This window comes from Streptomyces sp. LMG1-1-1.1, from assembly GCF_040815545.1.
Classification (GTDB): domain Bacteria; phylum Actinomycetota; class Actinomycetes; order Streptomycetales; family Streptomycetaceae; genus Streptomyces.
Map to the genome: position 1 here is coordinate 1 of NZ_JBFPNH010000037.1, position 21,394 is coordinate 21,394.

The window sequence follows — 21,394 nt, forward strand, 5'->3', positions numbered from 1 at the left end:
TGGCGACCAGCGCGTCCAGCGCCTCCTGCGGGAACCGGCCCTCCTCGTCCACCGCCGCCGCGAACGGAACGATCTTCGCCTCCGCGAGCGCACGGACCGACTCCCGGAGCATGTCGTGCTCCTCGGAGGGCCGATAGAGGTCGAAGTCCTTGGAACCCGTCACGTTCACTCACTCCCAGGCTTGCTAACTACCGTTAAGTAACTGAAATGGTAGGGCGTGCCCCGGCCCCGGACCAGGGCACGACTATGCTCGGGCAGGCATTTCCGGCCGACGTTCCCTGGAGACCCGCATGGCCCTGAAGATCACCGTGATCGGCACCGGCTACCTCGGCGCGACCCACGCCGCGGCCATGGCGGAGCTGGGCTTCGAGGTGCTCGGGCTCGACGTCGTCCCCGAGAAGATCGAGATGCTGGCCGCCGGCCGCGTCCCCATGTACGAGCCCGGCCTCGAAGAGCTCCTCGCGAAGCACGTGGCCGGCATCGAGGGATCGAGCGGGCGGCTGCGCTTCACCACCTCCTGGGAGGAGGTCGGCGCCTTCGGCGACGTGCACTTCGTCTGCGTGAACACCCCGCAGAAGCACGGCGAGTACGCCTGTGACATGAGTTACGTGGACGCCGCCTTCGCCTCCCTTGCCGGAGTCGTACGCGAAGGGGCCCTGGTCGTCGGCAAGTCCACCGTGCCCGTCGGCTCGGCCGAGCGGCTCGCGGGGCTGCTGCCGGAGGGCGTCGACCTCGCCTGGAACCCCGAGTTCCTGCGGGAGGGCTTCGCCGTGCAGGACACCCTGCGCCCGGACCGGATCGTCGTCGGCGTCCGCGGCGGGACGGCGGAGAAGGTCCTGCGCGAGGTGTACGCCGTCCCGGTCGGCGCGGGCTCGCCGTTCGTGGTCACCGACTTCCCGACGGCCGAGCTGGTGAAGACGTCCGCGAACTCCTTCCTCGCGACGAAGATCTCCTTCATCAACGCGATGGCCGAGCTGTGCGAGGCCGCGGGCGCCGACGTCGCCAAGCTGGCCGAGGCCATCGGCCACGACGACCGGATCGGCTCCAAGTTCCTGCGCGCCGGCATCGGCTTCGGCGGCGGCTGCCTGCCCAAGGACATCCGGGCCTTCATGGCCCGGGCCGGCGAGCTCGGCGCCGACCAGGCGCTGACCTTCCTGCGCGAGATCGACTCGATCAACATGCGGCGGCGCGGCCAGATGGTGGAGATGGCCCGCGAGGCCCTCGGCGGGTCCACCTTCCTGGGCCGCCGGGTCGCCGTGCTCGGCGCCACCTTCAAGCCGGACTCGGACGACGTCCGCGACTCCCCCGCGCTCAACGTGGCCGGCCAGATACACCTCCAGGGCGGCCAGGTCACCGTGTACGACCCGAAGGGCATGGAGAACGCGCGCCGCGTCTTCCCGACCCTGGGGTACGCCGACTCGGCCCTGGAGGCCGTACGCGGGGCGGACGTGGTGCTGCACCTGACGGAGTGGCGCGAGTTCCGCGAGCTCGACCCCGCGGAGCTGGCGGAGGTCGCCGCCGCCCGGGTCGTCCTCGACGGCCGCAACGCCCTCGACGGCGAGCGCTGGCGGGCCGCCGGCTGGACGTACCGGGCGATGGGCCGCCCGCGCGCCTGATCCGGAGGGCACGAGGAGGGGCGCACCGCCGTGGCGGTGCGCCCCTCTCGCGTCCGTACGGTCAGGCCGCGGCCGGGCGGATCCGGTTCGTGCGGGCCAGGAACTCGGTCTCGCGCAGCGCCCGGGTGACGTTGGCGTGCGCGAGCCCGACCAGCTCCTGGGCCGTCCAGCCCCGGCGGAGCAGCTCCGCGAAGAGCGGGACGTAGCCGACGGCCGGGTCGGTGGTGTGGGAGACGCCCGCGCAGTGCGCGCCCGCCTCCGCCCGCACCCGGTCGAGGACGTCGGCGGCGGCGGCCGGGTCGTCGGTCACCGTGACCATGCAGACGGCGCCGTTCGCGCCGAGCAGGCGCAGCACGTCGTCCGGCAGCCCCTCCGGGGCCGCCCGGGTCAGCAGGGCCGGGGCGCGGGTCACCGCCAGGGTGCGGCGGACCGTGTCCTGGTCGGCGCCGGACAGGTCGACGGCCAGGCCGATGCGGTTCATCTCGCGTACCGCGTCACGGGCGAAGCGGTCGAAGCGGGTGAGGTTCACGGCCCGTACGCCGAGCGCGTGGTACGCCCGCAGGGTGGCCGCGGAGCCGCCGAGCGCGGTCCAGCCGACCGGCCCGAGCACCGCGGCGACGCGGCCGCAGTTGCGGGCGTGGGCCATCTCCGAGGTCGTGTACGCCAGCCTCAGGTCCTCCGGGCAGGCGGCGACGAGCGCCCTGACGGCGTCGATCCGGCGCAGGGTCCCGATGACGCCCTCGTCGGCCTCCACGTCCAGCGACCAGAGCTGCGCCCCGGCCTCCGCGGCGCGGGCCGGCGGCAGGTCCTCGGGGTCGAGGCTCCCGGGGAGTCCGGCGTGGCCCTCGGTGACGGGCTGGGCGGCGAGGATGGCCCGGGCGCGCGCCGTCTCGTCGAGCGGCGGGGGTGGCTCCGGAGGGTCGAGCTCGCCGGCGGCGGCAGGGACGGTGGAGAGGTGGGGATGGTCGTCAAGCAGTTCCGCCATGGTCATACTCCGAACTCGGCGATGCAGTACCGCCCCGCCGAGAGCGGCGGGGCAGTACCGTCCACCGTGCCACCGGCCCCCTCGGGGGGCTCGGCGGAGTACGCCGTCCGGGTGATCCGCGGGGCCCGTCCTAAGAGGCGTCGAGCGCCTCGATGGTGGCGTTCGACGGGGCCGTACGGCTCCTCAGGTCACGGGAGACCGATTCCGCGTCGCGCAGGACGCGGACCGCGTTCGACCAGGTCAGACGGGCGAGGTCGGAGCGGGACCAGCCGCGGTGGAGGAGCTCCGCGATCAGGTTCGGGTAGCCGGCGACGTCGTCGAGGCCGACGGGGGTGAAGGCGGTGCCGTCGTAGTCCCCGCCGATGCCGATGTGGTCGATGCCGGCGGCCTCGCGCATGTGGTCGAGGTGGTCGGCGACCGTGGCGGCGGTCACGACGGGCCGGGGGTTCGCCTCCTCGAAGGCGCGGTGGAGCCGCATGGCCTCGGGGGTGGTGTCGAGGTGGTCGAGGCCGTGGGCCCGGAGGTTGTCGTCCGCGCGGGCGGTCCACTCGACGGCCGCGGGGAGGATGAACTTGGGCACGAAGGTGGCCATCGCCACACCGCCGTTGGCGGGCAGCCGCTCCAGGACGTCGTCCGGGATGTTCCTCGGGTGGTCGCAGACGGCGCGGGCCGAGGAGTGCGAGAAGATCACCGGCGCCGTCGAGGCGTCGAGCGCGTCCCGCATGGTGGTGGCGGCGACGTGCGAGAGGTCGACGAGCATGCCGGAGCGGTTCATCTCGCGGACGACCTGCCGGCCGAAGGCGGTGAGGCCGCCGACGCCGGGCTCGTCGGTCGCCGAGTCCGCCCAGTCGTTGTTGTCGTTGTGCGTGAGCGTCATGTAGCGCACGCCCAGGGTGTGCAGGGCCCGCAGGGTGGCGAGGGAGTTGTTGATCGAGTGGCCGCCCTCGGCGCCCTTGAGGGAGGCGATGCGGCCCTGTGCGCGGGCCGCCTCCATGTCGTCCGCAGTGAGGGCCGGGGCGAGGTCGGCGGCGTACCGCTCCAGGAGCTGGTCGACGATGTCGATCTGCTCCAGGGTCGCGCTGACCGCGTCGTCGCCGGCCAGCGCGCAGGGCACGTACACGGACCAGAACTGGGCGCCGACGCCGCCGGCCCGGAGGCGGGCGAGGTCGGTGTGGAGCGCGCCGGTCTGGTCCGCGCCGATGTCGAGCCGGTCGAGGTCGTACCGGACGTGCTTGCGCAGGGCCCACGGGAGGTCGTTGTGGCCGTCGACGACGGGCGCGGAGGCCAGGAGTTCCCGGGCCTCCGCGAGGTGGTCCGCCGCGGTCACTTGGCGAAGCCGAACGACTCCGCGCCCTCGACCTTGGCCCGCAGCCGCTTGCCCTTCTCGGTCGCCTGGTCGTTCAGCTCCTGCTGGAAGTCGCGCATGCGGCCGAGCAGCTCGGGGTCGTGCGCGGCGAGGATCCGGGCGGCGAGCAGGCCCGCGTTCCGGGCGCCGCCGACGGAGACCGTGGCGACGGGCACGCCGGCCGGCATCTGCACGATGGAGAGCAGCGAGTCCATGCCGTCGAGGTACTTCAGCGGCACCGGCACGCCGATGACGGGGAGCGGGGTGACGGAGGCGAGCATGCCGGGCAGGTGGGCGGCGCCGCCCGCGCCCGCGATGATCGCCTTCAGGCCGCGGCCGGCCGCCTCCTCGCCGTACGCGATCATCTCGCGGGGCATCCGGTGGGCGGAGACGACGTCGACCTCGTACGGGATCTCGAACTCGTCGAGGGCCTGGGCGGCGGCCTCCATGACGGGCCAGTCGGAGTCGGATCCCATGACGATGCCGATGACGGGGGCGGTGGCGGGGCTCATTCGGTGATCGTTCCTCGCAGGTAGCCGGCGGCGTGGCGGGCGCGCTCCAGCACGTCGTCCAGGTCGTCGCCGTAGGTGTTGACGTGCCCCACCTTGCGGCCGGGCTTCACGTCCTTGCCATACATGTGGATCTTGAGCTGCGGGTCCCTGGCCATGCAGTGCAGGTACGCGGAGTACATGTCCGGGTAGTCGCCGCCCAGGACATTGCACATCACGGTCCACGGTGCGCGCGGCCGCGGATCGCCGAGGGGGAGGTCGAGAACCGCCCGGACGTGGTTGGCGAACTGCGAGGTGATCGCCCCGTCCTGCGTCCAGTGGCCGGAGTTGTGCGGGCGCATCGCCAGTTCGTTGACGAGGATGCGGCCGTCCGTGGTCTGGAACAGCTCGACGGCGAGGTGGCCGACGACGCCGAGTTCCTTGGCGATCCGGAGCGCCAGCTCCTGCGCCTGGCCGGCGAGCGCGTCGTCGAGGTCGGGCGCGGGCGCGATCACGGTGTCGCAGACGCCGTCGACCTGGCGGGACTCGACGACCGGGTAGGCGACGGCCTGGCCGTGCGGGGAGCGGACGATGTTCGCCGCGAGCTCGCGGACGAAGTCGACCTTCTCCTCGGCGAGGACCGGGACCCCGGCGAGGAAGGGGTCGCGGGCGTCGGCCTCGGTGCGGACGAACCAGACGCCCTTGCCGTCGTAGCCGCCGCGCACGGTCTTGAGGATGATCGGGAAGCCGCCGACCTCGGCCGCGAAGGCGGCCGCGTCCTCGGAGTCCGCCACGATGCGGTGCCGGGGACTGGGGGCGCCGATCTCGTCGAGCTTGGCGCGCATGACGCCCTTGTCCTGGGCGTGCACCAGGGCGTCGGGGCCCGGGCGGACGGGGATGCCGTCCGCTTCGAGGGCGCGCAGGTGCTCGGTGGGGACGTGCTCGTGATCGAAGGTGATCACATCGCAGCCGCGCGCGAAGTCACGCAGCGTGTCCAGGTCGCGGTAGTCGCCGATGACGACCTCGCTCACCACCTGGGCCGCGGAGTCCTGCGGGGTGTCGCTGAGGAGCTTGAACTTGATGCCGAGGGGGATACCCGCCTCGTGGGTCATACGGGCGAGCTGCCCGCCGCCGACCATGCCTACTACGGGGAACGTCACCCTCTTAGGGTATCCGCACAATCCGGATGACCCGTTCGGCTGTGTGTTGACACAGGCGGGACGGGGAAGCATCAGAGTTTCGACGGCGGGCAGACGATCACCGGACGGGCTAGTTAGCATGGATGGGTTGACGTCATCCGGACGTCATATGAACGGATGAAACGAGCAACCACCATGAGTGAACGAGGCGCACTGCGGGTGCAGCTCGACCGGCTCACCCGTGAGTTCGCGAAGTTCGGCGCGGTGGGCGGCCTCGGGGTCCTGGTGGACCTCGGCGTCTTCAACCTCGTGCGGTCCGTCACGGACCTCCCCGTCGTCCGGGCGAGCGTGATCGCGACCGTCGTCGCGATCGGATTCAACTACCTCGGCTTCCGGTACTTCACCTACCGGGACCGGGACAAGAGCCGCCGCACCCGCGAGATGACCCTGTTCCTCGTGTTCAGCGTGATCGGCCTGGTCATCCAGAACGGTCTGCTCTACGCGGCGACGTACGGCTTCGGCTGGGACACCCCGCTGCAGAGCAACTTCTTCAAGTTCTTCGGCATCGGCGTCGGCACGGTCTTCCGCTTCTGGTCGTACCGCACCTGGGTCTTCCGCGCGATGCCCGACCCGGAGGAGAAGGAGGCCGTGCAGGCGGCCGAAGCGCTCCTGGAGCACGCCCCGCGTCAGGCGACCGGTCGCCAGCCCGACCGGGTCTGATCCCCCGCACTCCCCGAAAGGGCCGGTCCGTCCGCGGACCGGCCCTTTCGTGTGCGGAGAGACACAGCGGACCGGCCCTTTCGTGTCCGGAGACACCGCCGTGCGGTCGCGCCTCGCGGCCCGGACGGTCGGCGGACCGGAGTGCGAGAGGCGCCGGTCAGCGGACCGGGCGGTCCCGGGGTTCCTCCGAGACGCTCCTGACCTCGCGGCTCAGGAAGAGCGCGAAGACCGGCGGCTGCTGCTGGAGCAGCTCCAGGCGCCCGCCGTCCGCCTCCGCGAGGTCGCGGGCGACCGCCAGGCCGATGCCGGTCGAGCTGCGCCCGCTGACCGCCCGCTCGAAGATCCGCGCGCCGAGGTCGGCCGGGACGCCGGGACCCTCGTCGGTGACCTCGATCACCGACTGGTTTCCGGTGACCCGGGTGCGCAGGGCGACCGTGCCGCCGCCGTGCATGAGCGAGTTCTCGATCAGGGCGGCGAGGACCTGGGCGACCGCGCCGGGGGTGCCGACGGCCCGCATCCCCTGCTTGCCCGAGTGCACGATGGCCCGCCCCGCGCTGCGGTAGGCCGGCCGCCACTCCTCGATCTGCTGCTTGACGACCTCGTCGAGGTCGAAGGCGACGGCGGAGCCGGTGCGGGGGTCCCGCGCGTTGGTGAGCAGCCGCTCGACGACGTCGGTGAGCCGCTCGACCTGGGTGAGCGCGATCGTCGCCTCCTCCTTGACCGTGTCCAGGTCGTCGGCGAGGGCGACCTCCTCCAGGCGCATGGAGAGCGCCGTGAGGGGCGTGCGGAGCTGGTGGGAGGCGTCGGCGGCGAGCCGGCGCTCGGCGGTGAGCATCCGGGCGATCCGCTCGGCCGAGGCGTCCAGGACGTCCGCGACGCGGTCCAGCTCGGGGACCCCGTACCGCTTGTGCCGGGGCCGCGGGTCGCCGGAGCCGAGGCGTTCGGCGGTCTCCGCGAGGTCGGTGAGCGGGGACGCCAGCTTGTCGGCCTGGCGTACGGCGAGGAGGACGGCGGCGACGACGGCGAGCAGCGCCACGGCGCCGATGATCAGGAGGGTGCGGCCGACCTCGGCGGTGACCGCCGAGCGGGACTCCTCGACGATCACGGTCTCCCCGCGCTCGCCCTCGGCCAGGCCCCGGATGACGTCCCCCTCGGGGCGGGCGCCGATCTCGATCGACTCCCGTCCGGGGATGCGGATCTGCGCGTACCGCTTCGCGCCGCTCTGCTCGGCCAGGATGTCCGGGTTCACCGGCTCACCGCCGATCAGCCGGCTGTCGACGATCGAGACGATCCGCAGTGCCTCCGAGTCGACGCTCTCCTGGGCGCTGTTCGAGATCGTCCGGGTCTCCACGAGCACCAGGGACACACCGAACACGGCGATGACGACGAGCACCACGGCGAGCGTGGAGTTGATCAGACGGCGGCGCATGGCTTAACGGTGGCTCAGCTCTTTTCGAAGCGGAAGCCGACTCCGCGGACGGTGGCGATGTAGCGGGGGTTGGCGGCGTCGTCGCCGAGCTTCTTGCGGAGCCAGGAGATGTGCATGTCGAGGGTCTTGGTGGACGACCACCAGGTGGTGTCCCAGACCTCGCGCATCAGCTGGTCGCGGGTGACGACCCGGCCGGCGTCGCGGACGAGGACGCGCAGGAGGTCGAACTCCTTGGCCGTGAGCTGGAGCTCCTCGTCCCCCATCCAGGCGCGGTGCGACTCGACGTCGATGCGCACGCCGTGGGTGGCGGGGGCGACGGCGGGCTCGGTGGAGCCGCGCCGGAGGAGGGCCCGGACCCGGGCGAGGAGCTCGGCGAGCCGGAAGGGCTTGGTGACGTAGTCGTCGGCGCCCGCGTCGAGCCCGACCACGGTGTCGACCTCGTCCGCCCGTGCGGTGAGGACCAGGATCGGGACCGTGTGGCCCTCGGCGCGCAGCCGCCGGGCGACTTCGAGGCCGTCCATGCCGGGCAGGCCGAGGTCGAGCACGACCAGGTCCACGCCGCCCTGGAGTCCGGCGTCGAGAGCGGTGGGGCCGTCCTCGCGGACCTCGACCTCGTACCCCTCTCTCCGCAGGGCGCGGGCCAGCGGTTCCGAGATGGATGCGTCGTCCTCGGCGAGCAGTACACGGGTCATGGGGTGATGGTAGTCCGCACGGGGTCCGGGCCGGTGCGGGATCCACACGGGCCGGACATCCCCTGGGGATCTTGTGGGTATCTTTCACATGACCTTCGAATGGCCTTGCGTGGTTGCGCCCACGCCTGTGATCCATCTCTCAAGTCCTTCCATATCCGGCACTGTCGTGTCGTATGGTGGCGAGACGTCAGTAGCGGTATTCGGGGACCTTTGGCCAGCTTCGCGCGCCAAGGTCCTCTTTCTGCGTGAGGTGGGCCCTGCCACCCTCGGTGACGACGAATGACCTGTGGGCCGGGTCCCGGAGCGCGTACACGCGTCTCCCGGGGCGTGGATCCCGGTGGAGTCCGACGACCCCGCCGGTGCCGGCCTCCCCCACCGGGCGCATCACGCTCACAAGGCGTGCGTCCCGACAGAGCAAGGATCGACATGGCGTCCAGCCTGACGAAGGACTCGGCGGCCGAACCCCTCGGCTACGAGAAGACCTTCCTCGGCCACCCCCGTGGCCTGGCCACCCTCTTCATGACCGAGATGTGGGAGCGTTTCTCCTACTACGGCATGAGGGCCCTTCTCGTTCTGTACCTGGTCTCCGGCGGCGTGGACGCCGCTACGGGCAGCCAGGGCGGCGGCCTCGCGATGACCGCCGCGACGGCGACGGCGATCTACTCCGTCTACGTCTCGATGGTCTACCTGATGGCCATGCCCGGCGGCTGGTTCGGCGACCGCGTCTGGGGCGCCCGCAAGACCGTCGCCATCGCGGCCTCCGTGATCATGCTCGGCCACGTCTCGCTGGCCATACCGGGCCAGGCGATGTTCTTCGTCGGTCTCGCGCTCGTCGCGGTCGGCTCCGGTCTGCTGAAGGCCAACATCTCGACGATGGTCGGCCACCTGTACAAGGGTGCGGACGACCCGCGCCGTGACGGTGGCTTCACGCTCTTCTACATCGGCATCAACCTGGGCGCGTTCTTCGCCCCGCTGGTCATCGGCACCGTCGGCGAGAAGGTCAACTGGCACCTCGGCTTCGCCCTCGCCGCCGTCGGCATGGGCATCGGCCTGGCCGTCTTCCTGGCCTTCGGCAAGACGCTGAACCCGAAGAGCAGCGAGGTCCCGAACCCGCTGTCCGCCGCGGAGCGCAAGGCCGTCATCACCAAGGTCGCCGTCATCGCCGTCGTCATCGCCGCGTTCTACGGTGCCGTCGTCGCCCTGGGCATGTACACCCTGAACTGGGCGATGGTCCCGATCACCCTCGCGGGCCTGATCATCCCGGTCGCCGTCCTGGCCCGCATCAAGCGCGACAAGGACCTGACGTCGGGCGAGAAGTCCCGCGTGACCGGCTACATCTGGTTCTTCGTCGCCGCCGCCATCTTCTGGATGATCTACGACCAGGGCGGCTCGACGCTCTCCCTGTTCGCGGACGACAAGACCGCCGACACCATCTTCGGCCTCGGCTTCCCCGCCACCTGGTACCAGTCGCTGAACCCGCTGTTCGTCATGGCGCTGGCCCCGGTCTTCGCCTGGCTGTGGCTGTGGCTGGCCCGCAAGAACCAGGAGCCGAACACCATCGTGAAGTTCGCGATGGGCCTCGTCCTGGTCGGCGCGTCCTTCTTCGTCTTCATCGTCCCGATGAACATGGCGGGCGACGGCACCAAGGTCTCCCCGATGTGGCTGGTCACGATCTACATGATCCAGACCATCGGTGAGCTGTGCCTCTCCCCGGTCGGCCTCTCCGTCACCACGAAGATGGCGCCGCAGAAGTACGCCTCCCAGATGATGGGCGTCTGGTTCCTCGCCGTCACCGCCGGTGACTGCACCACGGGTCTGCTCTCCATCGCGGGCGTCGACCTCAACGGCACGGGGATCATCGCGCTCCAGGCGACGCTCGCCGTCGCGGCCGGCTTCGCGATCTACATGTACCGCAAGAAGGTCCAGGGGCTCATGGGCAGCGTCCACTGACCCCACCCCGTACGGCCGAAGGCCGCCGCACCCCTCGGGTGCGGCGGCCTTCGCCGTTCCCTCACCTCCTGAGCCGCGCCCAGGGGGTGAAGGTGAACACCGCGCCGCCGAGCAGGATGACCGTGCCGGCGACCAGCGCGAGGGCGCGCAGGGCGCCGTCGTGCTCGGCGCCCGTCTCGGCGAGGTTCTCGCCGGAGGAGCCGCCGGAGCCGGAGGGCGAACCGCTGCCGCCGTCCGTCCCGGCGTCCGTGCTGCCGGAGGCGCCGCCGGCCTGCTTGCTGGTGTCCAGTTCGAGGGAGGCCTTCACGGCGCCCTTGACCTGGCAGGGGATCTCCATCTTCACGGTGCCGAGGGTGACCTTGATGGTGAGCGTGCCGGGGCTGAGCGTCGACTTCCCGGTCGCGCCGGGCCGGTACGTGCCCTTCATGTCCTCCAGGCTCACCGGCGCCTTCTCCGCGAGGGCGGTGGGGTTGGGCGCGCCGGTCACCTTCACGGTGCCGCTGTCGGCTCCGCCGATCCTGATCGCCATGGAGGGCGTGAGGGCCCCCTTGGGCAGGGCCGCCGGGCTGTTCATGACGCCCTTGGCCGTCTTGACGGTGAGGTCGTAGACCTCGCCGTTCTTCTTGGCGTTGATCGTCACCTTGGAGTCGATGGCCGCCGGTCCGGGCGCCTTGCAGGCGAACGCGACGGTCACCTCCTTGCCCGGGAAGTCGGTCCGCCCGCCGCCCCCGCCGGAGCTCCCGCCGGAGGTGGTGGTGCCACCGGACGTCGTGGTGCCGCCCGACGTCGTGGTCGTACCCCCTGAGGTGGTCGTGCCGCCGGAGGTGGTGGTGCCTCCGGACGTGGTCGTACCGCCTGAGGTGGTCGTACCGCCCGACGTCGTGCCGCCGGACGTCGTCGTGGAGCCGCCGCCGTCCGTGACCTTGATCGTCGCGCCGACGGGGACGGCTTCCTTCGGCGAGCACTTGGTGTCCGTCGAGAGGGGCTTGGACACGTTGATCGTGTACTTGCCGGGCGTGAGGGTGATGTCACCCGCCTTCGTCAGCTTCAGCTTGCCCTTCATGTCGGGCAGCACCATCGGGCTGTTCTTGGGGATCGGCGGGTTCTGCCGGGGCCCCTCCATGGCGACGGTGCCGGTCGCCGCGCCGCCGACGGTGAGGACGCCGGTCGGCTTGACCGTGTCCTGGCCGAGGTCGAGGACGTCGGGGTTCTTCGAGGCGGCCTGGACCGTCTTCCAGACGATCTCGACCTCGTCGCCGACCTTGGCCTCCGCCGGTGCGGTGACGAGCACCTTCGTGGTGCCCTGCACGGGCGGAAGCCCGGAGATGGACGGCGGGATGCACTCCGTCTTGTACGAGATCTCGGCGGCCTGGGCGGGGCCGGCGGCATACAGGATCCCCGCGCCGCCGAGCATCAGCGCGACCCCGGCCGCGCTCATCCTCCGTTGCGTACTCACACCTGTCCCTTCGTCGTCGGGCTGCTGCTCTCTGGCGCTGACGGTGCGGAGTCAGGGCTGAACCACGGCAGGGCCGTGGCCGGTTCGCCGTCCCCCGGACCGCCCGGTACGGGGGCGGCGGGGACGGAAGTACGGGTCCGGGTACGGGTCCGGGTGGGGCTGCGGCCCGGGCGGGCGGGCGTCCGGGCCGGGCCGGCCGGCGGGCGGACCCGGTCCACCACGGCCATCCCGATCCGGAACAGCGCCGCCGGCACGACGACGGCGAGCAGCGCCCAGAAGAGCGTCACGCCCCAGGGCCGGCCGACGCCCCAGGGCTGCTCGACCAGGACCTTGCCCGCGTACCGGACGGAGACCTGGTAGTCGCCGTGGGCGCCGGCCGTCAGTTCGGCCGGGAGGCGGACGAGGGCCTTCCCGCCGGGCGGGATCGTGCCGCGCCACTGCCGTTCCTCGTACTGCGGGGCGAAGACGCCGTGGCTCGTGCCGACCTCGAAGACGGGGTCGCGGACGGGCGCGGAGCCGAGGTTGCCGACGGTGAAGACGACGTCCCGGCGCGGGGGCGCCCCGAACCAGACGAGGAGGCCGCTGGAGCCGTCGAGCCGTACGGCCGCGAGGACCGCGAGCCGGCCGTCGCCCGAGGCCTCGGGGAGGGGCGCGGTGGGATGCCCGGCGACGGTGAACTCCCGGTCGACGGCGTCCTGCTGCCCGGTCACCCCGGCGACGTGCACCACGCAGGGGCAGGGCTTGGGCGGTTCGGAGACCGGGAGCTTCGCGCTGAACGCGCCCCTGGCGTCGACGGTGGCGGCCCGGCCCTCGGTGTTGGCGCAGGAGTTGGTGCCGCCGATGACACCCCGCCCCGGAGCCGCCTGGCCGCAGATCAGGAGCATGAGCAGCGCGCCCGGTTTCCAGCCGCTGCCGCTGACCGTGATCTCGCCGCCCTTGCCGCCCTCCGGCTGCGAGAGCTCGACGGCCGGCCCCGGGGCGGCCGCCGCGGGTGCCGCGGGCAGCAGCGCCAGGGCGAGGGCCGCCAGCAGAGCGGCGGCCGTCCTGATCGTCCTCATGGTGTCGCTCCCTCCGGGGCGCGCTCGGTACGGGACCCGCGCCGCCGCACCGCCCACGCGCCGCCGCCGGCCGCGAGCAGCAGCCCGGCCACCGCGGCGAGCGCGGGACCCGAGGCGAAGGCCGCCTCGGCGCGGGCCGTGGCGGGGGCGGCGCCCGGCGCGGTGGCGGTCAGCCGGACGGTGACGAAGTCGAGGGCGGGCGGGTCGGGCCAGGGTTCGGTGCGGACGGCCCGTTCGCCGGGCCTGAGGGTGAGCGGCAGGGCGCGGTCGGGGCGGTCGAGGACCGTGCCGAGGAGCCCTTCGGCCCGGATCGCGAGGGTCGGGGCGAGGACCGTGGTGCCGCGGTTGACCAGGGTGTAGCGCAGGGTGCCGGCGTCGACGCGGACGTCCTCGACGGTGAGCGCGGCGAGCCGGGGGCCGTTCACCCGCAGCCGCAGGTCCACGCGCACCTCGCGCCCCGCGGCCGTGGCGCGCACGGTCCCCCGGTGGTCGCCGGGCGGGGTGTCGGCGGTGACGGTCACGGCGAAGGGCACGTCCGCCCTGGTCCTGGCCGGGACGGTCACGGTCCGCGCCGCGAAGGCCACCGGCGCGCCCTGCCCGGTGAGGCGGACGGTGAGGGGTCCCGCGCCCGGGTTGGTCACCGACAGGGTGTCCTGGAGGACGCTGCCGGCCTGGCCCTCCAGATAGGCGTACGGCCGGCCGGCGGCGGGCGCCGCCGTCCAGCCCTGGGCTCCGGGGGGAGCCGCCGCCACCGCGCCGACGAGGGCGGTCGCGGCGGCGACGAGCCCGGAGCGCGCCGCCGCCCGCATCAGCGTGCCGTGCGCCGCGTGAGCCAGAGGACTCCGGCGGCGCCGGTCAGCAGGACGGTGCCGCCGAGGGTGCCGAGGGCCATGGCGGAGTCGAGCGGGCCGGTCTTCGGAAGTTCCTCGCCGGAGCCCTCGTCGGCGGGCGGCGGGGTGTCGCCGCCGCCTCCCGAGACGCCGCTGACCTGGAGTTCGAGCGACGGTTCGGGATGGTTCCCGGGGGTGCAGGTGGCCGCGTCCATGCCGAGCGCGTGCACGATCAGCGTGCCGGCGGTGAAGGTGACCTTGCCGTTCTTCTTCGGGGTGAAGGTGCCGGTGAGGGTGCCGATGGCGATCGGGGTGTCGGGCGGGATGGCGGCCGTGTTCGGGGTGCCCTTGACCTTGACCGTGCCGGTCGCGTCGCCGCCGAGGACGAGTTCGGCGCGGGGGGTCATGACGCCCTTGGGGAGTTCGATCGGGCTGTCGGAGACGCCCTTCTCGAACGACATGGTGATCGTGTAGCCGTTGCCGCTCTTGACGGCCTTGATGTCGACGGGCGAGACGGCGCTCTTCGGTCCGATCTTCGTCTCGCAGGCGTAGTCGACGTCGACCACCGCCGCCTGCGCGGCCGGCGCGGAGGCCAGCACGGCCGCGCCCGTCATCGCGACCGCCGCGGTGAGCGCGGCGGTCGTTCTCCTCAGGTTCGGCACCTTGGACACCCCGAGCACCCCTCACCGCAACGTAACTGACGGTCTTTCAGATTGGGCGCCAAGGTACGCCTGAGGCCTCACGGAGGGAAGAAGCACGAAGAAAGAGAGAACGTGAAGGTCCTGGGGAGCCCCGCTCCCCCCATCTCGACTCAGGGAGCGGCGAGTTCGGCCCAGACCGTCTTGCCGGGGGAGCCGGGGGTCCGGTCGATGCCCCAGTTCAGGCAGAGCCGCTGCACGATGAACATGCCGTGCCCGCCGGGCCGGCCGGAGCGGTGCGGGGTGCGCGGCGCGGGCTGTCCGGCGCCCCGGTCGGTGACTTCGAGGCGCAGGACCGCGGACCGGCGCAGGACACGGAGCCGTTCGGGGCCCTCGGCGTGCAGGCAGGCGTTGGTGACGAGCTCGGAGACGACGAGCAGGACGTCCTCGGCCGCGGCCCTGCGGTCGGCGGTGGCGGCGGGCAGCCAGCCCCACTCCTGGAGCGCCGTCCGCGTGAAGTCGCGGGCGAGCGGCACGGTGCCGCTGGTCTCGCCGAGGGCGAGCGTACGGACGTCGGAATCTTGGTCCATCAACGCTTCACCTCACCGATCGACGAGACAGAGGGGACGAGACACAGGGGCGGGACGTGCGGGCGGGAACGCGGGCGGTGCCGGAGGCCCCGCGACGACACCGGCCTCAGCCGGGGAGCGCCGTGGCGAGCGTCTCATGGAGGGTGAAGACGGCTTCCGCGCCCGTGATGTGGAACACCCGGGCCACCGGGGGCCGCATCGCCACCAGATGGACGCCTCCGCCGGCCGCGTCGGCCCGCAGGCGGGCGCCGAGCAGCACGTTGAGGCCGGTCGAGTCGCAGAACTCCAGGCCCGAGCAGTCGACGACGAGCCGTGAACGGCCCGCGTCCAGCGCGTCGTCCAGCGGGGCGCGCAGCAGTTCGGCGGTGTGGTGATCGAGCTCACCCACCGGCGTGAGGAGTTCGCTCGCGCCGTCCAGGGTCCGGACCTCGACCCGCAGCCGGGCGGGCTGCGCGCTGCCGATGTGCTGGCGGTCCATGACCGTGCCTCTTCTCGCTCTCGCGGTGCCGACTGACGTGCGTCGAACCCTACAAGCGGGGCGGCGTTCCGTGCACCCACGCTCCCCCACATAAAGGGACGAAGCGGATTATTGGCACTTGCAACGATCACCTTCGAGCAGGTAGGGCTAGAAGGGAGCACCCGACACGACCGGCTTTGGAGGCGCCGCAAACCGCAGCAGAAGCACGACGAAGGAGACCCATGTCACCCCGGCTCGACGCCCCGCGTACCCCCGACGCGCCGTCGGCGGCGCATCCCCTCCCCGCAATCCCCGAACTGCCGCACGACGTACCCGCCGTCCCCCACGACGTCCCCCTCGACCGGATCGGACCGGTCGACTCCCGCGCCCTGTCGAAGCAGCTCTTCGCCCGGCTCGCGGAGCTCGAGGAGGGCACCCACGACCACGCGTACGTCCGCAACACACTCGTCGAACTCAACCTGGCCCTGGTCAGGTTCGCCGCCGCGCGCTACGGCTCCCGCAGCGAGCCGATGGAGGACATCGTCCAGGTCGGCACCATCGGCCTCATCAAGGCGATCGACCGCTTCGAGCTCGCCCGCGGCGTCGAGTTCCCCACCTTCGCGATGCCGACGATCATCGGCGAGATCAAGCGCTTCTTCCGTGACACCTCGTGGTCCGTGCACGTGCCACGCCGGCTCCAGGAGCTCCGGCTCGACCTGGCCAGGGTCGGCGACGAGCTCTCCCAGAGCCTCGACCGCGCCCCGACCGTCGCCGAACTCTCCGAAGCGCTCGGCATCCCCCCCGAGGAGGTCGTCGAGGGCATGACGGCGAGCAACGCGTACACCGCGACCTCGCTCGACGCGCAGCCCGACGACGAGGAGGGCGGAGGCGGCGAGGCCGCGCTCTCCGACCGGCTCGGCTACGAGGACCACGGCCTGACCGGGATCGAGTACATCGCCTCCCTCAAGCCGATGATCGCCTCGCTGCCCGAACGCGACCGGCAGATCCTCTCCCTCCGCTTCGTCTCCGGCCTCACCCAGTCGGAGATCGGATCCGAACTCGGCATCTCCCAGATGCACGTGTCCCGGCTGCTCTCCCGCACCCTCGCCCGGCTGCGCCGCGGCCTCACCCTGGAGGAGTGACCTCCACCGGCTCCCCCGAGCCGCCGAAGAGGCCCCGGAGAAGGGCCCGTTCACGACCCGCCGGACTCCGGCCGGCCCCGGACGGGCCCTTCCGCACGTCCGGGATGCTCGCGCCGGGGCGCTGGTGAGGGCCTCGGTGTCCTGAGGAACGAGGTCGTGCGCCGGTTCCGGTGGGGTCAGGCGCGGCGCTTCACGTCCGGGCAGCGGACGTCCGGGGAGGCGCCGTAGGGGTCGAGGGTGGTGCGGGTGCCGTCGAAGGTGGCGGAGAGGCAGAGCTGGCTGCCCATGGAGCGGAGGTCGAGGGTGAAGGAGACCTTGCCGCCGGACTGGTGGGGGCCGTCGAGGCGGTAGTCGACGTCGTAGCCGATGCCGTGGAGGGCCTTCGTGACGGCGGCGGGGGTGGCGGCCGTCCTGCCGTCGAGGGCCTGGGTGACGCGCTTGCCGTGGAGGGGCGCGGCGCACTTCTCCATACCGCTCAACGGCTGCTCCTGGCGGGCGCGTTCGAAGCTCCAGGACTCTTCGGAGGCCGGCGCGGATTCCGGGAGCGGGACGTCGGCGGGGCGGGAGGTGGGCGGCGGCGGTCCGTCGACCGGCGGCGGCGGCGGAGGTCCGTCGGCCGCCGGCGGCGGCGGAGGTCCGTCGGCCGCCGGCGGCGGCACGGTGGGGAGGCCCTCCGTGCACGGTTCGGCGACGCGGACGACGAGCTGCATGAACCTCAGCTCGGCCGCCTGCTCCTCAGGGGTGCGGTTCGGGTCGTCGGCGGGGTCGGTGGCCGGCGCCGTGGGCGTCGGGGTGGAGGCCGGCGTCGAGGCCGGTGCGGCGGTCGGCGTGGGGGCCGCGACCTGCGTGGATCCGGCCGCGGCGGAGGTCCCGCCCGCCGCGCCCTCCGTGCCGCAGGCCGTGAGGGCGAGGGCGCTCAGGGCCGCCAGAACAAGACCGCGACCGACTCGACTGCTGCGCAGGGAAGTTGACGTCATGGGTGAAGTGTGGGCCGGGGGGTCCGGCCCACACCTGAGTACGCCTACTCAAACCCGGTGCTCAGACGGCCCGCACGCCCTTGCGCCAGACCTCCGTCACCAGGGGCACGCCCGGGCGGTAGGCCAGGTGGACGTGGGACGGGGCGTCGAGGACGGCGAGGTCCGCGCGGGCGCCGGGGGAGAGGCGGCCGACGTCGGTGCGGCGCAGCGCCGCCGCGCCGCCGGCGGTGGCGGACCAGACGGCCTCGTCGGGGGTCATGCCCATGTCCCGTACGGCGAGGGCGATGCAGAACGGGACGGAGGAGGTGAAGGACGAACCGGGGTTGCAGTCGGTGGAGAGGGCGACGGTGACGCCCGCGTCCAGGAGGCGGCGGGCGTTCGGCCACTCGGCGCGGGTGGAGAACTCCGCCCCGGGCAGGAGGGTGGCGACCGTGTTGCCGGAGGCGAGCGCGTCGACGTCCTCGTCGGTCAGGTGGGTGCAGTGGTCCGCGCTCGCCGCGTCGAGCTCCACCGCGAGCTGGACGCCGGGGCCGTACGTGAGCTGGTTGGCGTGCACCCGGGGGTGGAGGCCCTTGGCCTTGCCGGCGGTGAGGATCGCGCGGGCCTGGTCGCCGTCGAAGGCGCCCGTCTCGCAGAAGACGTCCACCCAGCGGGCGTAGGGGGCGCAGGCGTCCAGCATCTCGCCCGTGACGAGGTCCACGTACGCCGCCGGGTCGTCCGCGTAGTCCGGGGAGACGATGTGCGCGCCGAGGTACGTGACCTCGTCGGTGTGCTCGGCCGCGATGCGCAGGGCGCGGGCCTCGTCCTCGACGGTCAGGCCGTAGCCGGACTTGGTCTCGAAGGTGGTGGTGCCCTGGGCGAGGGCCTCGCGGAGGTAGCGGGCCACGTTCGCGGAGAGTTCGGCGTCCGAGGCCGCGCGGGTCGCCGCGACCGTCGTGCGGATGCCGCCCGCCTTGTACGGCTGGCCGGACATGCGGGCGTTGAACTCGGCGGTGCGGTCGCCCGCGAAGACGAGGTGGGAGTGGGAGTCGACGAAGCCGGGGACGACGGCGCGGCCTCCCGCGTCGACGGCGTGGTCGGCGGCGGGGGCCTGGGCGGCGGGGCCGGCCCAGGCGACGGTGTCGCCGTCCAGGACGAGGGCCGCGTCCTGGAGCAGGCCGAGGGGGCCTTCGCCGAGGGCGGGGTCGTTCGTGACCAGGCTGCCGATGTTCTTGATGACCGTGGTCGTCATGCTGCTCTCCGGTGGGGGCGGGCGGGGTGGGTGCGGCCGGTGGCCCGTGCGGTGCCCACCCGTTCCGCCCTGCGGAACGATGGCGCACCACACGGGGGCGGCGTCAGCTCCGCAGGGCGGCGATCGAGTCCGCGAGGGCCTTGCCGACGTCGGGGACGGCGGTGTGGAAGCCGTCGCGGACGATGTGGCGGCCGCCGACGACGACGTGCCGGACGTCGGCGGCGGTGGCGGCGAAGACGGCGGTCTCGGCGGCGAGGCGCGGGACGGGGCCCGCCGTGCGGACCGTGTCCAGGGCGATGGTGGCGAAGTCCGCCAGGGCGCCCTCCTCGATGACGCCGGCGTCCTGCCAGCCGAGGGCGGCGTGGCCGTCGGCCGTCGCGGCGCGGAGCAGGGCGGCGGCGGTCCAGTGGCCGCGGGTGCGGGTGCGGAGGCGCTCGTTCAGCTCCATGGCCCGCGCTTCCTCCAGGAGGTCGACGACGGCGTGGCTGTCGCTGCCGAGGGAGAGCGGGGAGCCGGCGCGCTGGAGGGCGACGGCCGGGCCGATGCCGTCCGCGAGGTCGCGTTCGGTCGTCGGGCACATGCAGGTGCCGGTGGACGTCGAGCCGATCAGGGCGATGTCCGTGTCGGTCATGTGGGTGTTGTGGACGCCGGTCGTCCGCGCGCCCAGGACACCGTGCTCGGCGAGGAGCTGGGTGGGGGTGAGGCCGTGCGCCGCGAGGCAGGCGTCGTTCTCGGCGGTCTGCTCCGACAGGTGGACGTGGAGGGGCGCGTCGCGCTCCTGTGCCCACCGGGCGACGGTCCCGAGCTGGTCCGCCGGGACGGCGCGTACGGAGTGGATGGCCGCGCCGACGCGTACGCCGTCCCGGTCCTTGAGCGCCGAGACCCGCTCGGCCCACTTCTCCGCCGTGCCGTCGGTGAAGCGGAGCTGGTGCTGCTCGGGGGCGGCGCCGAAGCCGGCGGAGAGGTAGGCGGTGTCGAGGAGGGTGATGCGGATGCCGGCCTCGGCGGCGGCGGCGACGAGCGCCTCGCCCATCGCGTTGGGGTCGGCGTAGGGGCTGCCGCCGGGCGCGTGGTGGAGGTAGTGGAACTCTCCGACGGCGGTGATGCCGGCGAGCGCCATCTCCGCGTACACCGCGCGGGCGAGCGCGAAGTAGCTGTCGGGGGTGAGGCGCTGGGCGACGGTGTACATGACCTCGCGCCAGGTCCAGAAGGTCCCGGAGCCGACCTGGACCGTGCCGCGCAGGGCGCGGTGGAAGGCGTGCGAGTGGGCGTTGGCGAGGCCGGGGACGGTGAGGCCGTGGAGGGCGACGGCGCCGGGGGGCGCGGTCGCCACGCCGGTCCGGACCGCGGCGACGCGGCCGTCGGTGACCTCCAGGGCCACGCCGGGCTCGACGTTCGTGCCGAGCCAGGCGTGTTCCAGCCAGTACGTCGTCAGCGACACGCCAGCTCCTCCAGTACGTCGGCGAGTGCGAGGACACCGGCCACGCAGTCGTCCTCGGCCGCGAATTCGGCCGGGGAGTGCGAGACGCCGGTGGGGTTGCGTACGAACAGCATGGCGGTCGGGATCGATTCGGACAGGATGCCCGCGTCGTGTCCCGCGCCGGTGCCGAGGACCGGGACCTTCCCCGTCGCGCCCAGGATCCGGGAGAGCTCGTCGCGCAGGGTGTGCGAGAAGTCCACGATCGGGGTGAAGGACTCCTGGACGACGGTGAGGTCGATGCCGTGGCGTTCGGCGTAGGCGCGGGCCTCCGCCTCGACGCCGGTGACGACCTTGTCCAGGGAGTCCTGGTCGGCGGCGCGGGCGTCGAGCCAGCCGCGGACCAGGGAGGGGATGGCGTTGACGCCGTTCGGTTCGACCGCGATCTTGCCGAAGGTGGCGACGGCGCCGGCGAGTTCGGCCTCGCGGCGGGCGGCGAGGACCGTCTCCGCATAGGTGAGCATGGGGTCGCGGCGGTCGACGAGCCGGGTGGTCCCGGCGTGGTTGGCCTCGCCGGCGAAGTCGTACCGCCAGCGGCCGTGCGGCCAGATGGCGGAGGCGATGCCGACGGAGTCCCCGGAGAGGTCGAGGGCACGGCCCTGCTCGACGTGCAGTTCGACGAAGGCGCCGATGCGGGCGAGCCGCTCGAGGTCGGCCCCGATCGTCGAGGGGTCGTGTCCGGCGGCCTCCATGGCCTGCGGGAGGGAGATCCCGTCGGCGTCGCGGAGCTCGTACGCCTGCTCCTTCGTCAGCCGGCCGGCGGTGAGGCGGGAGCCGACGCAGGCGAGGCCGAAGCGGGCGCCTTCCTCGTCGCCGAAGTTGACGATGGCGAGGGGCCGCTTGAACGAGACGCCGCGGGAGCGGAGTTCGTCGAGGGCGGCGAAGGAGGAGACGACGCCGAGGGGGCCGTCGAAGGCGCCGCCGTCGGGGACGGAGTCCAGGTGGGAGCCGGTGACGACGGCGTCGCCGGCCGTGCGGTCGCCGAGCCAGGCCCACTGGTTGCCGTTGCGGTCGGTCTCGACGTCGAGGCGGCGGGCCTCGGCCTGCATCCGGAACCAGAGCCGGCAGTCGGCGTCGGCCGCGGTCCAGGCGTGGCGGCGGTAGCCGCCGGAGGCCGCGTTGCGGCCGATGGGGGCGAGGCTGCGCCACATCGCGTGGAACGAGGGGGAGTCCG

21 protein-coding genes are annotated in these 21,394 nt (G+C 72.9%); 4 read left to right on the forward strand and 17 right to left on the reverse strand.

Annotated elements, in window-relative coordinates:
• On the reverse strand, positions 1-163 hold a 163-nt coding region (locus MRBLMG1_RS21765), incomplete at its 3' end, for an acyl-CoA dehydrogenase family protein (RefSeq protein ID WP_367825846.1).
• Positions 164-290: 127 nt separating this feature from the next.
• Between MRBLMG1_RS21765 and MRBLMG1_RS21770 the strand changes: the two genes are divergently transcribed.
• The gene (locus MRBLMG1_RS21770) at positions 291-1,616 is read left to right on the forward strand and encodes a UDP-glucose dehydrogenase family protein (RefSeq protein WP_367825771.1); all 1,326 of its coding nucleotides are present in this window, start codon (positions 291-293) and stop codon (positions 1,614-1,616) included.
• A gap of 61 nt (positions 1,617-1,677) precedes the next feature.
• Here MRBLMG1_RS21770 and MRBLMG1_RS21775 read toward each other — a convergent pair whose 3' ends face one another.
• The 4 genes from MRBLMG1_RS21775 to MRBLMG1_RS21790 all read right to left on the reverse strand — a co-directional run bounded on the left by MRBLMG1_RS21775 (position 1,678) and on the right by MRBLMG1_RS21790 (position 5,594).
• Positions 1,678-2,601: a membrane dipeptidase gene (locus tag MRBLMG1_RS21775; protein ID WP_367825772.1), complete on the reverse strand. Its 924-nt coding sequence runs from the start codon at positions 2,599-2,601 to the stop codon at positions 1,678-1,680.
• A 130-nt stretch (positions 2,602-2,731) separates the two neighbouring features.
• The gene (locus tag MRBLMG1_RS21780) at positions 2,732-3,928 is read right to left on the reverse strand and encodes a dipeptidase (RefSeq protein WP_367825773.1); all 1,197 of its coding nucleotides are present in this window, start codon (positions 3,926-3,928) and stop codon (positions 2,732-2,734) included.
• Complete coding sequence (purE, locus tag MRBLMG1_RS21785; RefSeq protein ID WP_367825774.1) at positions 3,925-4,458, reverse strand: 5-(carboxyamino)imidazole ribonucleotide mutase; 534 nt, start codon at positions 4,456-4,458, stop codon at positions 3,925-3,927. Before purE ends, MRBLMG1_RS21780 begins: the two co-directional genes overlap by 4 nt.
• Complete coding sequence (locus MRBLMG1_RS21790; protein ID WP_367825775.1) at positions 4,455-5,594, reverse strand: 5-(carboxyamino)imidazole ribonucleotide synthase; 1,140 nt, start codon at positions 5,592-5,594, stop codon at positions 4,455-4,457. The genes purE and MRBLMG1_RS21790 overlap by 4 nt, the downstream gene beginning before the upstream one ends.
• 174 nt (positions 5,595-5,768) lie before the next feature.
• On the opposite strand from MRBLMG1_RS21790, the gene MRBLMG1_RS21795 reads away from it, so the two are divergent.
• Positions 5,769-6,293, forward strand: coding sequence for a GtrA family protein (locus MRBLMG1_RS21795; RefSeq protein WP_367825776.1), 525 nt, complete (start codon positions 5,769-5,771; stop codon positions 6,291-6,293).
• Between the two features lie 157 nt (positions 6,294-6,450).
• Here MRBLMG1_RS21795 and MRBLMG1_RS21800 read toward each other — a convergent pair whose 3' ends face one another.
• Entirely contained in the window at positions 6,451-7,722 is a 1,272-nt protein-coding gene (locus tag MRBLMG1_RS21800; protein ID WP_367825777.1) for an ATP-binding protein, read from the reverse strand.
• A 14-nt stretch (positions 7,723-7,736) separates the two neighbouring features.
• Entirely contained in the window at positions 7,737-8,414 is a 678-nt protein-coding gene (locus MRBLMG1_RS21805; RefSeq protein ID WP_030690380.1) for a response regulator transcription factor, read from the reverse strand.
• A 426-nt stretch (positions 8,415-8,840) separates the two neighbouring features.
• Here MRBLMG1_RS21805 and MRBLMG1_RS21810 point away from each other — a divergent pair, with 426 nt between their 5' ends.
• A complete protein-coding gene (locus MRBLMG1_RS21810; RefSeq protein WP_367825778.1) occupies positions 8,841-10,364 on the forward strand; it encodes a peptide MFS transporter in 1,524 nt (507 codons plus the stop codon).
• 61 nt (positions 10,365-10,425) lie between these two features.
• On the opposite strand, the gene MRBLMG1_RS21815 is transcribed toward MRBLMG1_RS21810, so the two are convergent.
• The 6 genes from MRBLMG1_RS21815 to MRBLMG1_RS21840 form a co-directional block, all read right to left on the reverse strand.
• The gene (locus tag MRBLMG1_RS21815) at positions 10,426-11,802 is read right to left on the reverse strand and encodes a hypothetical protein (RefSeq protein ID WP_367825779.1); all 1,377 of its coding nucleotides are present in this window, start codon (positions 11,800-11,802) and stop codon (positions 10,426-10,428) included.
• A gap of 14 nt (positions 11,803-11,816) precedes the next feature.
• Positions 11,817-12,878: a hypothetical protein gene (locus MRBLMG1_RS21820; RefSeq protein ID WP_367825780.1), complete on the reverse strand. Its 1,062-nt coding sequence runs from the start codon at positions 12,876-12,878 to the stop codon at positions 11,817-11,819.
• Positions 12,875-13,687: a hypothetical protein gene (locus MRBLMG1_RS21825; protein ID WP_367825781.1), complete on the reverse strand. Its 813-nt coding sequence runs from the start codon at positions 13,685-13,687 to the stop codon at positions 12,875-12,877. The genes MRBLMG1_RS21820 and MRBLMG1_RS21825 overlap by 4 nt, the downstream gene beginning before the upstream one ends.
• Positions 13,687-14,370, reverse strand: a complete 684-nt coding sequence (locus MRBLMG1_RS21830) for a peptidase (RefSeq protein ID WP_367825847.1) — start codon at positions 14,368-14,370, stop codon at positions 13,687-13,689. Before MRBLMG1_RS21830 ends, MRBLMG1_RS21825 begins: the two co-directional genes overlap by 1 nt.
• A gap of 149 nt (positions 14,371-14,519) precedes the next feature.
• A complete protein-coding gene (locus MRBLMG1_RS21835) occupies positions 14,520-14,936 on the reverse strand; it encodes an ATP-binding protein (RefSeq protein ID WP_367825782.1) in 417 nt (138 codons plus the stop codon).
• 106 nt (positions 14,937-15,042) lie between these two features.
• Positions 15,043-15,414 carry an STAS domain-containing protein gene (locus tag MRBLMG1_RS21840; RefSeq protein WP_367825783.1) on the reverse strand — a complete coding sequence of 124 codons (372 nt, stop codon included), beginning with the start codon at positions 15,412-15,414 and terminating at the stop codon, positions 15,043-15,045.
• Positions 15,415-15,635: 221 nt separating this feature from the next.
• Between MRBLMG1_RS21840 and MRBLMG1_RS21845 the strand changes: the two genes are divergently transcribed.
• Positions 15,636-16,535, forward strand: a complete 900-nt coding sequence (locus MRBLMG1_RS21845) for an RNA polymerase sigma factor SigF (protein WP_367825784.1) — start codon at positions 15,636-15,638, stop codon at positions 16,533-16,535.
• A 176-nt stretch (positions 16,536-16,711) separates the two neighbouring features.
• On the opposite strand, the gene MRBLMG1_RS21850 is transcribed toward MRBLMG1_RS21845, so the two are convergent.
• The 4 genes from MRBLMG1_RS21850 to MRBLMG1_RS21865 all read right to left on the reverse strand — a co-directional run bounded on the left by MRBLMG1_RS21850 (position 16,712) and on the right by MRBLMG1_RS21865 (position 21,371).
• Positions 16,712-17,512, reverse strand: coding sequence for a hypothetical protein (locus tag MRBLMG1_RS21850; protein ID WP_367825785.1), 801 nt, complete (start codon positions 17,510-17,512; stop codon positions 16,712-16,714).
• Between the two features lie 61 nt (positions 17,513-17,573).
• Entirely contained in the window at positions 17,574-18,743 is a 1,170-nt protein-coding gene (gene hutI / locus MRBLMG1_RS21855; protein ID WP_367825786.1) for an imidazolonepropionase, read from the reverse strand.
• A gap of 103 nt (positions 18,744-18,846) precedes the next feature.
• Complete coding sequence (locus tag MRBLMG1_RS21860) at positions 18,847-20,184, reverse strand: formimidoylglutamate deiminase (protein ID WP_367825787.1); 1,338 nt, start codon at positions 20,182-20,184, stop codon at positions 18,847-18,849.
• A complete protein-coding gene (locus MRBLMG1_RS21865; protein ID WP_367825848.1) occupies positions 20,175-21,371 on the reverse strand; it encodes an allantoate amidohydrolase in 1,197 nt (398 codons plus the stop codon). Before MRBLMG1_RS21865 ends, MRBLMG1_RS21860 begins: the two co-directional genes overlap by 10 nt.
• Positions 21,372-21,394 lie beyond the last annotated feature (23 nt).

Coding starts and splice junctions, on each gene's coding strand:
- MRBLMG1_RS21845 (WP_367825784.1), top strand. CDS start 15,636: ATGTCACCCCGGCTCGACGCCCCGCGTACCCCCGACGCGCCGTCGGCG.
- MRBLMG1_RS21805 (WP_030690380.1), bottom strand. CDS start 8,414: ATGACCCGTGTACTGCTCGCCGAGGACGACGCATCCATCTCGGAACCG.
- MRBLMG1_RS21865 (WP_367825848.1), bottom strand. CDS start 21,371: ATGTGGCGCAGCCTCGCCCCCATCGGCCGCAACGCGGCCTCCGGCGGC.
- MRBLMG1_RS21815 (WP_367825779.1), bottom strand. CDS start 11,802: ATGAGCGCGGCCGGGGTCGCGCTGATGCTCGGCGGCGCGGGGATCCTG.
- purE (WP_367825774.1), bottom strand. CDS start 4,458: ATGAGCCCCGCCACCGCCCCCGTCATCGGCATCGTCATGGGATCCGAC.
- MRBLMG1_RS21800 (WP_367825777.1), bottom strand. CDS start 7,722: ATGCGCCGCCGTCTGATCAACTCCACGCTCGCCGTGGTGCTCGTCGTC.
- MRBLMG1_RS21775 (WP_367825772.1), bottom strand. CDS start 2,601: ATGGCGGAACTGCTTGACGACCATCCCCACCTCTCCACCGTCCCTGCC.
- MRBLMG1_RS21810 (WP_367825778.1), top strand. CDS start 8,841: ATGGCGTCCAGCCTGACGAAGGACTCGGCGGCCGAACCCCTCGGCTAC.
- MRBLMG1_RS21840 (WP_367825783.1), bottom strand. CDS start 15,414: ATGGACCGCCAGCACATCGGCAGCGCGCAGCCCGCCCGGCTGCGGGTC.
- MRBLMG1_RS21770 (WP_367825771.1), top strand. CDS start 291: ATGGCCCTGAAGATCACCGTGATCGGCACCGGCTACCTCGGCGCGACC.
- MRBLMG1_RS21820 (WP_367825780.1), bottom strand. CDS start 12,878: ATGAGGACGATCAGGACGGCCGCCGCTCTGCTGGCGGCCCTCGCCCTG.
- MRBLMG1_RS21795 (WP_367825776.1), top strand. CDS start 5,769: ATGAGTGAACGAGGCGCACTGCGGGTGCAGCTCGACCGGCTCACCCGT.
- MRBLMG1_RS21835 (WP_367825782.1), bottom strand. CDS start 14,936: ATGGACCAAGATTCCGACGTCCGTACGCTCGCCCTCGGCGAGACCAGC.
- MRBLMG1_RS21850 (WP_367825785.1), bottom strand. CDS start 17,512: ATGACGTCAACTTCCCTGCGCAGCAGTCGAGTCGGTCGCGGTCTTGTT.
- hutI (WP_367825786.1), bottom strand. CDS start 18,743: ATGACGACCACGGTCATCAAGAACATCGGCAGCCTGGTCACGAACGAC.
- MRBLMG1_RS21825 (WP_367825781.1), bottom strand. CDS start 13,687: ATGCGGGCGGCGGCGCGCTCCGGGCTCGTCGCCGCCGCGACCGCCCTC.